Consider the following 13,572-nt stretch of genomic DNA (forward strand, 5'->3'; position numbering starts at 1 on the left):
CCGCCACCCCGAAGGGTGGCGGTTTTTTTCGTTCCCGCATATGACATGCGTCTCATGCAGGATACCGATTCGGAGACGCTGAGGTGACTACCAGAGGCATGTCACCTCAGCGTGGATCCGGACACTCCACCTCACGAGGAGGCGGAGTGTCTCGGGATCACTCCTGACCCAGCTGCTGCTTGATCAGATCACCGATGGTAGTCGGGCCGTTGCTCTCGACTTCCTGGGTACGCGGCTTGGCAGCATCACGACGCGGTGCTTCAACCTGGTCCTTGGACTTGACGGACAGGTTGATCAGGCGGCTCTTGCGATCCACACCGACGATCTTGGCTTCGACAGCATCGCCGACGCTCAGGACGTTGCGTGCGTCTTCGACACGGTCAGCGCTGATTTCAGAAGCCTTCAGGATAGCGATGACGTCAGTCGCCAGCTCTACCTGAACTTCCTTGGCATCGATGTCGACAACACGACCGGACACGATAGCGCCCTTGTCGTTGACGGCCAGGTACTCGGAGACCGGATCGCTCTCGAGCTGCTTGACGCCCAGAGAGATGCGCTCACGTTCCGGATCGATGGACAGGATGACCGCTTCAGCTTCTTCGCCCTTCTTGTAACGACGCACGGCTTCTTCGCCAGCTTCGTTCCAGGAAATGTCGGAGAGGTGAACCAGGCCGTCGATGCCGCCTTCCAGACCAATGAAGATACCGAAGTCAGTGATTGACTTGATGGTACCGGAGACACGGTCGCCCTTGTTGTGCTTGCCGCTGAAGTCTTCCCACGGGTTGGTGGTGCACTGCTTGATACCCAGGGAGATACGACGACGCTCTTCGTCGATGTCCAGAATCATCACTTCCACGTCATCGCCGACATTGACGACCTTGGACGGGTGGATGTTCTTGTTGGTCCAATCCATTTCGGACACGTGGACCAGACCTTCGACGCCCTCTTCCAGCTCGGCGAAGCAGCCGTAGTCGGTGAGGTTGGTGACGCGTGCGTTGATCTTGGCGCCTTCCGGGTAGCGAGCCTTGATGTTGACCCACGGATCTTCGCCCAGCTGCTTGAGACCCAGAGACACACGGTTGCGCTCGCGGTCGAACTTCAGCACCTTGACATTGATCTCGTCGCCGACAGCAACGATCTCGGACGGATGCTTGATGCGCTTCCATGCCATGTCGGTGATGTGCAGCAGGCCGTCAACGCCGCCGAGGTCGACGAAGGCGCCGTAGTCGGTCAGGTTCTTGACGATACCCTGAATCTGCTGACCTTCCTGCAGAGTCGCCAGGAGGGCTTCACGCTCAGCGCTGTTCTCGGCTTCGAGGACGGCACGACGGGACACGACAACGTTGTTGCGCTTGGCGTCGAGCTTGATGACCTTGAAGTCCAGTTCCTTGTTCTCGAGGTGGGCGGTGTCGCGCACAGGGCGGACATCGACCAGAGAACCCGGCAGGAAGGCACGGATGGTGTTGATGTCGACGGTAAAGCCACCTTTGACCTTGCCGTTGATCACGCCCTTGACGATCTCGTCTTTCTCGAAGGCGGCTTCCAGCTCTTTCCACGCTTCGGCACGCTTGGCCTTCTCGCGGGACAGGCGGGTCTCACCGAAGCCATCTTCCACGGCTTCCAGTGCAACCATGACTTCGTCGCCGATGCTGATGGACAGCTGGCCACTTTCGTCACGGAACTGTTCAGACGGAATCTGACCTTCAGACTTCAGACCGGCATTGACAGTGATCCAGTCGCCATCGATATCCACGATGGTAGCGGACACGATTGCGCCCGGCTCCATGTTGATGTCCTGGAGTGACTGTTCAAATAAATCAGCAAAGCTCTCGCTCATGGTATTCCTACATGATCAACGTTTGGGGCGGCTTGCACCGCAGTCTCCGTACCACCAGCAAGCACGGGCCATATCTACATATCCCCGGGGGCGTTGACGCTGGTTCGAGATACACCGGCTTTCCGCTTGCCGCCGATGCACCCCATGACACCTTGCCGGGGGGTTGATGACACCTCGGTGTCATCTGGGTTCTGCATCATCACTCGCGAAGCGAGCGAAACCCGCTGCTGCCCGACCCGGAGGCCGTATTGCAACAGCAGGCGATCAATCCGTTGTTCTGACGACTTACAGGCTGAGACTCGAGTCTCAGCGCGCTGCTACCAGGCCGTATTCGACCAGCAGCTGCTGGATGCGTTCGATCACCTGGTCGATGTCGAGATCCGTCGTATCGAGGATCACGCCGTCGTCTGCAGGCTTGAGCGGGGCGACTGCCCGGCCCATGTCACGCGCATCGCGCGCCTGTATTTCTGTCAAAAGGCTCGAAATATTAGCATCGACACCCGCTTCCTGCAACTGGGCATGACGACGACGCGCACGTTCCTCGGCGCTCGCCGTCAGGAAGATCTTGAGCGGCGCACCGGTGAAGACCACCGTGCCCATGTCGCGACCATCGGCCACCAGGCCCGGCGCACGCGCAAAGGCGCGCTGGCGCGCCAGCAGTGCAGTCCGCACACGCGGTTGGGCCGCGATGATGGAGGCATTGTTGCCCACCGACTCGAGACGGATGTCACGGGTGACGTCCTCACCTTCCAGAATCACGCTGGTGGCGTCGCCTTCGGCGTCAAACTGCACATCGAGGTGCTCGGCGATGGTCGCCACGGCATCCTCGTCTTCCAGCGCCACGCCATGACGCTCGGCGGCCAGTGCCGTCAAGCGATACAGCGCACCGGAATCCAGCAGATGCCAGCCCAGGCTCGCCGCGACCAGACGACTGATGGTGCCCTTGCCTGCCCCGCCAGGGCCATCAAGGGTCAGTACTGGCGCGTCGCAGATCTGGCTGTGATGAGGTGTCGCTTCCCCGCTCATGAAGCCTCCTGGCCGGGTGCCACGGCACCAAGGTTCTCGACCTGCATGCCGACTTCAGCGGCCAGCGCCACGAAGTTCGGGAAGGAGGTCGCGACATTGGCGCAGTCGTCGATCAGGATCTCGCCCTGGGCGCGCAGCGCCGCGACACTGAAGGCCATCGCGATGCGATGATCGCCGTGGCTGTCGACCAGGCCGCCGCCGTAGGCGCCACCACGGATGTCGATGCCGTCCGCGACCACTTCGTGCTCGACGCCGATCTGCGCCAGACCATCCGCCATCACCTGGATGCGATCGGATTCCTTGACGCGCAGTTCCTCGGCGCCACGCAGACGGGTCATGCCCTCGGCGTTGGCGGCGGCGATGAACAGTGCCGGGAATTCATCGATGGCCAGCGGCACCTGGTCTTCCGGAATGTCGATGCCCTTGAGCGGCGCATAACGGATGTGCAGGTCTGCCACCGGCTCACCGCCGACTTCGCGCTCATTGGAGACGCTCAGATCGGCACCCATCGCCTTGAGGATGTTGATGACGCCGATGCGCGTCGGGTTGATGCCGACGTGCTCCAGCACCAGATCGGAGCCCGGCGTGATGGCCGCGGCGACCAGGAAGAAGGTCGCGGAGGAGATGTCGGCCGGCACGTCGATCGGGCAGGCTTCGAGGCTGCCGCCACCGTTCAGCCACGCCTCGGCGCCCTGACGCTCGACCTTGTAGCCGAAGCCATTGAGCATGCGCTCGGTGTGGTCACGCGTCGGCGCCGGCTCGATGGCACGTGTCTCGCCTTCGGCGTAGAGACCGGCCAGCAGCAGGCAGGACTTGACCTGAGCGGACGCCATCGGCATCTCGTAACGGATGCCCTTGAGCGGCTGACCACCGTGGATACGCAGCGGCGGACGGCCGTTGTCTGCGGTATCGATCACCGCGCCCATCTCGCGCAGCGGATTGGCGACGCGGTCCATCGGACGCTTGGTCAGCGAGGCATCACCGGTCAGCTCGGTGTCGAAGGCCTGACCGGCCAGCAGACCGGCGAACAGGCGCATCGCGGTGCCGGAGTTGCCGACATACAGCGGGCCCGGCGGCTGCTTCAGGCCGTTGAGACCCACACCGTGAATGGTGACACGACCCTGATGCGGGCCTTCGATGACCACACCCATGTCGCGGAAGGCCTGCAGCGTGGCCAGGCTGTCTTCCCCTTCCAGGAAGCCTTCGACTTCTGTCACGCCGGTCGCCAAGGCGCCCAGCATGATGGAGCGATGCGACATGGACTTGTCGCCCGGCACACGAATGCGCCCCTGAACCTGCCCACCCGGCAGTGCACGGTACCGCACGTTCTGCTGTTCCATGGTCTGATAACTCGTCTGTTTCAAGAGGGTATTGAAGTAGTGTCGGGCGTGGCTTGCGCGGGTGAATATCCCCAGCATCGCCTCACCATCGCCCGCGGTCACGGCAGCGCGCACCCGCGCTACCCCGGCCTCGAATTCATCCAACGCCTCCAGCACCGCATCGCGGTTGGCCAGATAGACGTCGCGCCACATCACCGGGTCACTGCCCGCGATGCGCGTAAAATCACGGAAACCGCCCGCCGCGTAGCGGAAGATCTCCAGTCGCTCATCCTGGCGCGCCAGGCTGTCGACCAGCGAGAACGCCAGCAGGTGCGGCAGATGGCTGGTGCGCGCCAGCACTTCATCGTGGCGCGCCACGCTCATGCTCAGAAGCTGGGCACCACATACCGACCACATGGCCGCCACGCGTGCCACGGCCTCGGCATCGCTGTCCGGCTCCGGCGTCAGAATCACCTTGTGATCGCGATAGAGCTCGGGATTGGACGCCGCGACACCGCTCTTCTCGGACCCGGCGATCGGGTGACCGAGCACCAGATTCGGCGGCATGCGACCGAAGACGCCGAGCGCCGCATCGCGGATCGCGCCCTTGGTGCTGCCGACATCGGTGATGACGGCGTCATCATCCAGCAACGGCGCCAGTTCGGCCATCACGCTCTGCATTGCCATCACCGGCACGCACAGCACGATCAGCGAGGCACCCGGTACCAGCGCCGCCAGTTGCGTGCTGCCACCGTCGATCAGCCCCATGCGCTGACCGAGGCAGATCTCGTTGGAGTCACGATCACAGGCGAGAATCTCGCCGCGATGGCCCGCCGCGCGCAATGCCGCCGCCAGCGAGCCACCGATCAAGCCCAGCCCGACCAGCAGGATACGCCGCTCGCCGGCCAGACGCTCCGCTGACGGCAGCGAGGACAGCAGGTCTGACGGCGCAGCATGGCGCGTGTGGTCGACCTCGCTCACAGCACACCGACCGGGTAGGACCCGAGTACCTTGACGTCCGCCGCGCACTGGCGCAGCTCTTCCAGCGTCGCCGTGATGAGCGGGTCATCACGGTGGCCACGGAAGTCGATGAAGAAGACATAGTTCCAGGCACCGGAGCGTGACGGACGCGTCTCGACGCGGGTCAGGTCGATCTGGTGGCGGTGGAACGGCGCCAGCAGGTCGTGCAGTGCCCCCGGCTGGTTGCGCATCGCCACCACGATGGAGGTCTTGTCATCGCCGGACGCCGGCACCGAGCTGTCACCGATGATCAGGAAGCGCGTGGAGTTGTCGGGGCTGTCCTCGATCTTCTCCTCGACCTTCTCCAGCTCATAGAGCTTGGCCGCCATGTCACCGGCAATCGCCGCACTGTGCCACTCGGTGCGCACCTGACGCGCGGCCTCGGCATTCGAGGATACCGCGATGCGCTCGGCGTGCGGGAAGTGGGCATCCAGCCACTTGCGGCACTGGGCCAGCGACTGGGCGTGGGAATAGATGCGCGAGATCTTCTCGCGACGCGTATTCGGGCCCACCAGCAGGTGGTGGTGAATGCGCAGCACCACTTCGCCGGAGATCTTGAGCTGCGAGCCCATGAACGAATCCAGCGTGTGGTTGATGACGCCCTCGGTGGAGTTCTCCACCGGCACCACGCCATACTGCACCGCACCCGCCTCCACTTCGCGGAACACCTCGTCGATGGCGGCCATCGGCTTGGTCACGGCGCTGTCACCGAAGTGCTTGAGCGCGGCCTGCTGGGTGAAGGTGCCTTCCGGGCCGAGATAGGCCAGGCGGATCGGCTGCTCCAGCGCCAGACAGGCGGACATGATCTCGCGGAACAGACGCGCCATCTCCTCGCCTTTCAGCGGGCCGGGGTTGTTGGCCATGATGCGGCGCAACACCTGGGCTTCGCGCTCCGGGCGGTAGAACTGCACCTGGCCATCCTCGCCCACGTCACCGGCCGCCAGCTTGACCTCGGCGACCTGCTGCGCGCAGCCCGCGCGCTCGCTGATCAGGTTCAGCAGCTCATTGTCGATGGCGTCGATGCGCTGACGCAGATCATTCAGCGTCACCGCCTTGCCCGCCGCCTGCGACGCAGGGCTCTCCTTGGAATCCGACATCTCACCTCCTCCCTTAGCCGTGACGGCGCGCGAAGTCGCCCATGAAGTCCACCAGCGCAGTGACGGCAGCTTCCGGCACGGCGTTGTAGAGGCTGGCACGCATGCCACCGACGCTGCGGTGACCGGCCAGATTCAAGAGACCCGCCGCTTCGGACTCGGCGAGGAAGGTCTTGTCGAGACGGTCATCGGCCAGCACGAACGGCACGTTCATGCGTGAACGGTTCTCGGTCACGATCGGGTTGGAATAGAAGTCGCTGCCATCGATGGCCGCGTAGAGCGCCTGCGCCTTGCGATCATTGATCGCGTTCATGGCGGCGAGGCCACCGACCTCGTCCTTGAGCCACTCGAACACCAGCCCGGAGAGATACCAGGCGTAGGTCGGCGGCGTGTTGAACATGGAGTTGGCCTCGGCGGCCGTCTTCCAGTTCAGCATGGTCGGGCAGTCCTTGCGGGCACGATCGAGCAGGTCTTCGCGCACGATGACCAGCGTCAGACCCGCCGGACCGATGTTCTTCTGGGCACCAGCATAGATAACGCCGAAACGGCTGACATCCAGCGGGCCAGACAGGATGGAAGACGACATGTCACACACCAGCGGCACGCCATCCGCTGCCACCTCGGGGATATAGTCGAACTCGAGGCCGCCGATGGTCTCGTTGGCGGTGTAGTGCAGATAGCCCACATCGCCCGAGAGCTGGATCGCGTTCTGGCGCGGCACGGCGATCAGGCCATTGCTCTCGCTGGAGGCCGCCACGTGGCTGCCCACCGCCAGATGCTCGGCTTCCTTGATCGCCTTCTTGCCCCAGATACCGGTATACAGATAGTTGGCACTGCCACCCGCGCCCAGCAGGTTCAGCGGCACACCCGCAAACTGGGTCGAGGCGCCACCCTGCATGAACAACACGCGATAGTTGGACGGAATCTCGAGCAGTTCGCGCAGGTCCGCCTCGGCCTTCTCGGCGATGGCCACGAATTCGTCGGAGCGATGACTCATCTCCATGACGGACAGTCCGCGGCCCTGATAATCCAGCATCTCGGCGCGGGCGCGCTCCAGGACAGCGGTCGGCAGTGCAGCAGGACCGGCGCAGAAGTTGAACTTGCGTGTCATGTCGTCTTATTTCCCGAAAGTGAAGCGACCGCCCCGAAGGCGGTCGCAATCCAGCGTCTTATTCCGCGTCTGTCGGCGGGGTATCCGTCGACTCGGCGTCATCTCCCGCCTGCACCTGTTCGTCGGTGCTCAGCGCCTCTTCGTCCAGCTCATCCTGCACCACAACGACCTCTTCCGGCTCGTCGACACGCACCGTCGTCACCAGACGCTCCTCTTCCGCGGTGCGGATCAAGGTCACGCCCTGGGTGTTGCGCGAGGTGGTGGACACCTCGGCGACGCGGGTACGTACCAGGGTGCCGCGGTCGGTGATCAGCATCAGCTCGTCGTTGTCGCTGACCTGCACCGCGCTGACCAGGTCGCCGTTGCGCTCGCTGGTCTGCATCGCGATCACGCCTTGGCCACCACGGCCACGCAGCGGGAACTCTTCCAGACGCGTGCGCTTGCCGAAGCCATTGGCGGACGCGGTCAGGATGTAGCACTGCGGCACCTCACCGCTGGCGACGCTGTCTTCCGTCGCGCCATCGGTGGTTGCCACATCAGCGCTCTCGACGCCTTCCGCCGTCGCGTCCGCGGCGTCATCGACCTCGATCTCGTTGTCATCGATCGCGGTGGTGCGCGGAATGATCAGGCTGATGACCTGTGCATCGTCGAGCAGACGCATGCCGCGCACACCACGAGCGGTACGGCCCATCACGCGCACGTTCTGCTCTTCGAAGCGGATCGCCTTGCCGTTGGAGGACACCAGCATGACGTGGTCGGAACCGGACGTGATGTCGGCGCCGATCAGGCGGTCACCTTCCTCGATGTCCAGCGCGATCAGGCCGACACTGCGTGGACGCGAGAACTGGCTCAGCGCGGTGCGCTTGACCGTGCCGTTGGCGGTGGCGAAGAAGATGTAGCTGTCGGCGGCGTAATCGCGCACCGGCAGGATGGTGGTGACCCACTCGCCATCGTCCAGCGGAATCAGGTTGACCAGCGGCTTGCCGCGCGAGCCACGTGACGCCTGCGGCATCTCGTAGACCTTGAGCCAGTACACCTTGCCCTTGTTGGAGAACAGCAGCACGGTGTCGTGGGTCGAGGCGACCAGCAGGTGCTCGATGACATCCTCATCCTTCATCGAGGTGGCGGACTTGCCGCGGCCACCACGCTTCTGGGCCTGGTAGTCAGACAGCGGCTGGGTCTTGGCATAGCCGCTGCGCGAGACCGTCACCACCATGTCTTCCTCGTTGATGAGGTCTTCGATGGTCAGGTCACGACGGCTGGTCATGATCTCGGTGCGGCGCTCATCGGCGTACTGGGCACGCACTTCGCGCAGCTCTTCGCGGATGACTTCCATCAGGCGGTCGGCAGAGGACAGGATCTCCATCAGCTCGGCGATGCGCTCGAGGATGGAGGAGTACTCGGCCAGCAGCTTCTCGGTCTCGAGACCGGTCAGGCGATGCAGACGCAGCTCGAGGATGGCCTGAGCCTGGGCCGGCGACAGACGGTAGTGCTTGGCGTCCTCGGACAGCCCCAGACCTTCCGGCAGATCTTCCGGACGGCAGGAAGTGGCACCGGCGCGCTCGAGCATCTCGACCACCTGGCCCGGCTGCCATTCGCGATCGATCAGCTTTTCCTTGGCTTCCGCCGCGCTCGGCGAGCCCTTGATCAGCTCGATCACCTCATCGATGTTCGAGATCGCCACCGCCAGACCTTCAAGAATGTGGCCACGTTCACGCGCCTTCTTGAGTTCGAACAGGGTACGACGGGTGACGACTTCACGACGGTGACGCACGAAGGATTCCAGAATCTGCTTGAGATTCAGGATCTTCGGCTGACCTTCGTGCAGCGCGACCATGTTGATGCCGAACACGGTCTCAAGCTGGGTCTGGGAGAAGAGGTTGTTGACGACCACTTCACCGGACTCGCCACGCTTGGTCTCGATGACCACGCGCAGACCGTCCTTGTCGGACTCGTCACGCAGCTCGGCGATGCCCTCGATCTTCTTATCCTTGACCAGTTCGGCGATCTTCTCGATCAGACGCGCCTTGTTCACCTGGTAGGGAAGCTCGGTGATGATGATGTGATCACGGCCGTTCTTGTCGTTGTGCTCGATGGTATGCACGGCACGCACGTAGATACGACCACGACCGGTGCGGTAGGCATCGAGGATGCCTGCACGGCCGTTGATGATACCGGCGGTCGGGAAGTCCGGCCCCGGTATGAATTCCATCAGCTCATCGATGGTCAGATCACCGTTGTCGATCAGTGCCAGACAGCCGTCGATGACCTCGCCCATGTTGTGGGGCGGGATGTTGGTGGCCATGCCCACGGCGATACCGGAGGAGCCATTGACCAGCAGGTTCGGGGTCTTGGTCGGCAGCACGGCAGGAATGCGCTCGGTGCCGTCATAGTTGTCGACCCAATCGACGGTGTCCTTCTCGAGGTCAGCCAACAGCTCGTGCGCCAGGCGCGCCATGCGCACCTCGGTGTAACGCATCGCCGCGGCGCTGTCGCCATCGATGGAACCGAAGTTGCCCTGACCATCCACCAGCACATAACGCATGGAGAAGTGCTGGGCCATGCGGACGATGGTGTCGTAGACCGCACTGTCACCGTGCGGGTGGTATTTACCGATCACATCGCCGACGACACGGGCAGATTTCTTGTAGGCCTTGTTCCAGTCATTGTTCAGCTCGTGCATCGCGAACAGTACGCGACGGTGAACCGGTTTGAGGCCATCGCGAACATCCGGCAAGGCACGCCCGATGATGACGCTCATCGCGTAATCGAGATACGACTGCTTGAGCTCGTCCTCGATGTTGACTGGCAGTATCTCTCTGGCGATCTCACCCATGATTCGTCAAATCCTTGAACTCAACTGTTGGCGCCACTGCAGCAACGACGCATGCTCCGTCGGTACTGCAGCGCGGCAGTGGCGTGAAGCAGACACGGGGTGCCAGCTCCGCGGCACCGAAGTGGCGGCATTATATCACTTGCGAGCGCGCCTAGCAGCTCACACGACGCCGCAAGGACACCTCAGTACGGTAGTACGGCCGTCAATGTGCGCGGCCTGCTGGCTCATGCCTCGCCGCTGACGGCGATCAGGCCGTTTCTTCACTGACCAACGCGCCCAGCAGCGCGCCGATCTCGCCGTCCAGCGGCATGGCGCGACCGGTGTCGGTATTCATCAGCACGAAGGTGAAATCCGCCCTGGAGACCAGCGCCCCGGAACGCGGATGCACCTCGCCCATGCGCCGCTCGCCCAGATGGATCTCCTGGCGCATGATCATCTTGCGGCGCCCGAGCTCTGACAGCCGCGTGGTGATGACCAGCTCATCATGCACGGTAGCGGGATAGTGCCAATCCAGGTTGAGGTTGACCGCCACCATCGCGATGCCTTCGCGCTTGAGTGCGGCCAGATCGAGATGCGCGAGCATGAACTCCCAGCGCCCTTCCTCATAGAACTCCAGATAGCGGGCATTGTTGACGTGCCCATAGCCATCCAGATGGTAGCCACGCACCGTCAGGGTCGTGCGACTGACGACGCCTGTGCGATTGCCGACGTCTGTGTGAGTGCCGACCGCTGCCTGCGGTGGATTGCTGTCGTGTTGCATCCCTGCCTCCCGTCCGTGAAACGATCGCGCCGTGTGGCCATCGTCAGCTGATCTTATGCCGGTGACGGACAGAAAAACAAACGCTTGGCTGAATGATGGCACCGGCCCTGCTCGCCATCCCGACAAGACGGCTACTCGCCGGGCGGACCCTGCGGCGGCCTCTCGCCGCCCTCCTCGTCGAGGAAGTGCCCCTTCTCGCCCATGAAGCAGCCGAAGATCTGGTTAACCCCCGGCGCGGAGGCGTGATAGTGATAGCCACGCACCGGGTCCGTCTCGCCGCCACACTCATCCAGGTCAGCGGGGATATTGCCGTCCTTGTCCTCTCTGGCATAGATGGCATAGCCATCCAGCGCATAGCCGATCATCGGCGAATGGCCATCTTCCTGAATGCCGATCTCGGAGCAGCCAGTGGCGGTGTGATAGTGATAGCCCTCATGCGGATTGGCATGCGCGCCACAATCATCGAGCACCCCCAGGGTGTGAGAGCTCAAGATCAGCTCCAGCGGCGCCGGCGGGCCGAACAGCACGCCATTGAGCGCCACTCCGGTATTGGAGCGGCCGGCAAGCGAGGTCGACTCGGCGGCCGGCACCGGTACCTTGGGAATCACGACAGTCTTGTCGATGCCACCGCCCAGCTCATCCAGCGGACACTCGAGACAGAAGTTGTCGAAGCCTTCGATGGGGTTCGGGTTCCCCGCCACCTCACAGCCACGTGCGCCATCGATCACGGTGATCTCGCCCGTGTTGACGTCGTACATCTGCCACTCCTTGTCCTTGTAGAGAGTGGCCAGATTCTTGATGAACTCACCGTCCACCTGATAGAGAGTGCCCTCGCCATCCATCCAGGTGCCGCCTTCCTCCTCACCGGAGTGGATATTGGGCGGGCAGAAAGGCCCCTCCGGCGAGGTTTGCGGGTCCGCGGGCGCACCGGCCACACGGAACTGATAGCAGGTCGTCTGCGTGCCGCCGCTCAGGGTGCAGTCGACGGTCTCGACCTCACCGACGATCGCGCCCTCGGCAAACATCTCAGGCTCCAGCCCGAGCGCCGCCGGGGCAGATTCGCCGTCAGCGGCTGCCTCTTTCGTGACCGTTGCACTGGTCTCGGCCGCGCTGGCCGTCTTGTCTTGGGCGTCATGCTCCCCGCTGCAGCCGAACAGCAGCAGGGTCAGCGCCGCCAGCGTCAGTGGTCGTGTCCGTTTGAGCGCGCTCGCGCCCGAAGCTCTGCTCTTCACAAAAGCCTCCACAACCGTCTCCTCAGCAGTCCCCACAGCAGTCTCCACAACAACGTCGTCGATCACTCTGCCGCCCTCCGCGTCTCAAGTCTGATGGTCTATGTTTGCGGGTCGATGCCTACGGGTCGATGCCTGCTGATCGATATCTACGGGTCTTTGCCTGCTGATCGATATCTACGGGTCTTTGCCTGGTGGGCGATACCGCAAACCGCCAGACCGCGCACCGCTAGGTCGACTCAAGACTAGCGCCACAGCGTGCACACAGTATGTCTTTGTGCTCGCGCGAGATGGTCGACAACCGCAGTGTGACGCAGGGTCACGTCCACGGCGGATGACCCGCCGCATGAGTTTCGCCATAATATGCGCCATTCAGACGGGCAGCCCCCGTTCACCGGACTCAAGGACTGGTCGCATGTGGTTCAAGAACCTGCAACTGTATCGCCTGCACGATAGCGCACCGCTGGAAGAGGGTCGTCTCGCCGACGCCCTGCCGGAGCATGTCTTCCGCCCGGTCACCGGCGTCGAAGCCAAGCGTATCGGCTGGGTCGCACCTGGCGGTCGCAACAGCGACCTGCTGGTGCACGAGATTCAGGGCCATTTCCTGATCAGCGCCCTGCGCCAGGAGCGCGTACTGCCCTCCGCCGTGGTCAAGGAAGAACTCGAGGAGCGCGTGGCCGAGCGCGAGACCGCCGAAGGCCGTCCGCTGCGTCGCCGCGAGAAGCTGACCCTCAAGGAGCAGATCTACGAGGAGCTGCTGCCGCGCGCCTTCACGCGCTCCTCGCGCACCGACCTGTGGTGGGACAGCCGTCGCGGCCTGATCGCCGTCAACGCCTCGAATGCCAAGCGCGCCGAGGAAGTGCTGGACCTGCTGCGCCAGACACTGGGCACGCTCAAGGTCACGCCGCTGGCCGTCGCGCAGCCGCCTTCCCAGGTGATGACCACCTGGCTCAAGGATGTCAGCTCACGTCCGGAAGACCTGATCGTCGGTGACCAGGTCGAACTCAAGGCGCCGGGCGGCGAGGATGGCGTGCTGCGTGCGCGTCACTTCGATCTCGACGGCGAGGAAATCCAGACGGCGCTGAATCTGGGCCGCGTGGTCAGCAAGCTGGCGCTGGAAGTCGATGGCCGCGTCGCGCTGGTGCTCGGTGAGGACATGGCGCTCAAGAGCCTCAAGTTCGCCGATGCCGTGGTCGACGAAGCCAACGCCCAGGATGACGGCGAAGACCCCATCCTGCGTCTGGAGACCGACTTCGCGCTGATGGCCCAGGTGCTGTCCGGCGTGATCGAGCAGATGACCGCCTGGCTGGGTGGTGAAGCCCAGCCCGCCAGCTGAGCCT

Annotated in this window: 9 protein-coding genes; 1 reads left to right on the forward strand and 8 read right to left on the reverse strand. The window is 63.5% G+C overall.

The window, feature by feature from the left end:
* Nucleotides 1-157 precede the first annotated feature (157 nt).
* From rpsA to AOG28_RS05580, 8 genes are all read right to left on the reverse strand, one after another.
* On the reverse strand, nt 158-1,837 hold the full coding sequence (gene rpsA / locus AOG28_RS05545; protein ID WP_043331442.1) for a 30S ribosomal protein S1: 1,680 nt from the start codon (nt 1,835-1,837) through the stop codon (nt 158-160).
* A 306-nt stretch (nt 1,838-2,143) separates the two neighbouring features.
* Nucleotides 2,144-2,863, reverse strand: coding sequence for a (d)CMP kinase (gene cmk, locus AOG28_RS05550; RefSeq protein WP_043331443.1), 720 nt, complete (start codon nt 2,861-2,863; stop codon nt 2,144-2,146).
* Nucleotides 2,860-5,091, reverse strand: coding sequence for a bifunctional prephenate dehydrogenase/3-phosphoshikimate 1-carboxyvinyltransferase (locus tag AOG28_RS05555; RefSeq protein WP_131433164.1), 2,232 nt, complete (start codon nt 5,089-5,091; stop codon nt 2,860-2,862). Before AOG28_RS05555 ends, cmk begins: the two co-directional genes overlap by 4 nt.
* Nucleotides 5,092-5,159: 68 nt before the next feature.
* Nucleotides 5,160-6,299, reverse strand: a complete 1,140-nt coding sequence (pheA, locus tag AOG28_RS05560; protein ID WP_054555589.1) for a prephenate dehydratase — start codon at nt 6,297-6,299, stop codon at nt 5,160-5,162.
* A gap of 13 nt (nt 6,300-6,312) precedes the next feature.
* Nucleotides 6,313-7,407 (reverse strand): 3-phosphoserine/phosphohydroxythreonine transaminase, encoded by a 1,095-nt coding sequence (serC, locus tag AOG28_RS05565; protein WP_054555590.1) that lies wholly within the window; start codon nt 7,405-7,407, stop codon nt 6,313-6,315.
* Nucleotides 7,408-7,465: 58 nt separating this feature from the next.
* Nucleotides 7,466-10,243, reverse strand: a complete 2,778-nt coding sequence (gyrA, locus tag AOG28_RS05570) for a DNA gyrase subunit A (RefSeq protein ID WP_054555591.1) — start codon at nt 10,241-10,243, stop codon at nt 7,466-7,468.
* 247 nt (nt 10,244-10,490) lie between these two features.
* Nucleotides 10,491-11,003, reverse strand: coding sequence for an acyl-CoA thioesterase (locus tag AOG28_RS05575; protein ID WP_082388322.1), 513 nt, complete (start codon nt 11,001-11,003; stop codon nt 10,491-10,493).
* Between the two features lie 131 nt (nt 11,004-11,134).
* Nucleotides 11,135-12,235 carry a YHYH protein gene (locus tag AOG28_RS05580; protein WP_152965338.1) on the reverse strand — a complete coding sequence of 367 codons (1,101 nt, stop codon included), beginning with the start codon at nt 12,233-12,235 and terminating at the stop codon, nt 11,135-11,137.
* 412 nt (nt 12,236-12,647) lie between these two features.
* Between AOG28_RS05580 and AOG28_RS05585 the strand changes: the two genes are divergently transcribed.
* On the forward strand, nt 12,648-13,568 hold the full coding sequence (locus AOG28_RS05585) for a recombination-associated protein RdgC (RefSeq protein ID WP_054555593.1): 921 nt from the start codon (nt 12,648-12,650) through the stop codon (nt 13,566-13,568).
* Nucleotides 13,569-13,572: the final 4 nt, after the last annotated feature.

This window comes from Cobetia sp. UCD-24C, assembly GCF_001306765.1.
GTDB lineage: Bacteria > Pseudomonadota > Gammaproteobacteria > Pseudomonadales > Halomonadaceae > Cobetia > Cobetia amphilecti.

Excerpts from the sequence above, each read along its gene's own strand:
- serC (WP_054555590.1), bottom strand. The coding sequence starts at position 7,407 with ATGACACGCAAGTTCAACTTCTGCGCCGGTCCTGCTGCACTGCCGACC.
- pheA (WP_054555589.1), bottom strand. The coding sequence starts at position 6,299 with ATGTCGGATTCCAAGGAGAGCCCTGCGTCGCAGGCGGCGGGCAAGGCG.
- cmk (WP_043331443.1), bottom strand. The coding sequence starts at position 2,863 with ATGAGCGGGGAAGCGACACCTCATCACAGCCAGATCTGCGACGCGCCA.
- AOG28_RS05575 (WP_082388322.1), bottom strand. The coding sequence starts at position 11,003 with ATGCAACACGACAGCAATCCACCGCAGGCAGCGGTCGGCACTCACACA.
- rpsA (WP_043331442.1), bottom strand. The coding sequence starts at position 1,837 with ATGAGCGAGAGCTTTGCTGATTTATTTGAACAGTCACTCCAGGACATC.
- AOG28_RS05585 (WP_054555593.1), top strand. The coding sequence starts at position 12,648 with ATGTGGTTCAAGAACCTGCAACTGTATCGCCTGCACGATAGCGCACCG.
- gyrA (WP_054555591.1), bottom strand. The coding sequence starts at position 10,243 with ATGGGTGAGATCGCCAGAGAGATACTGCCAGTCAACATCGAGGACGAG.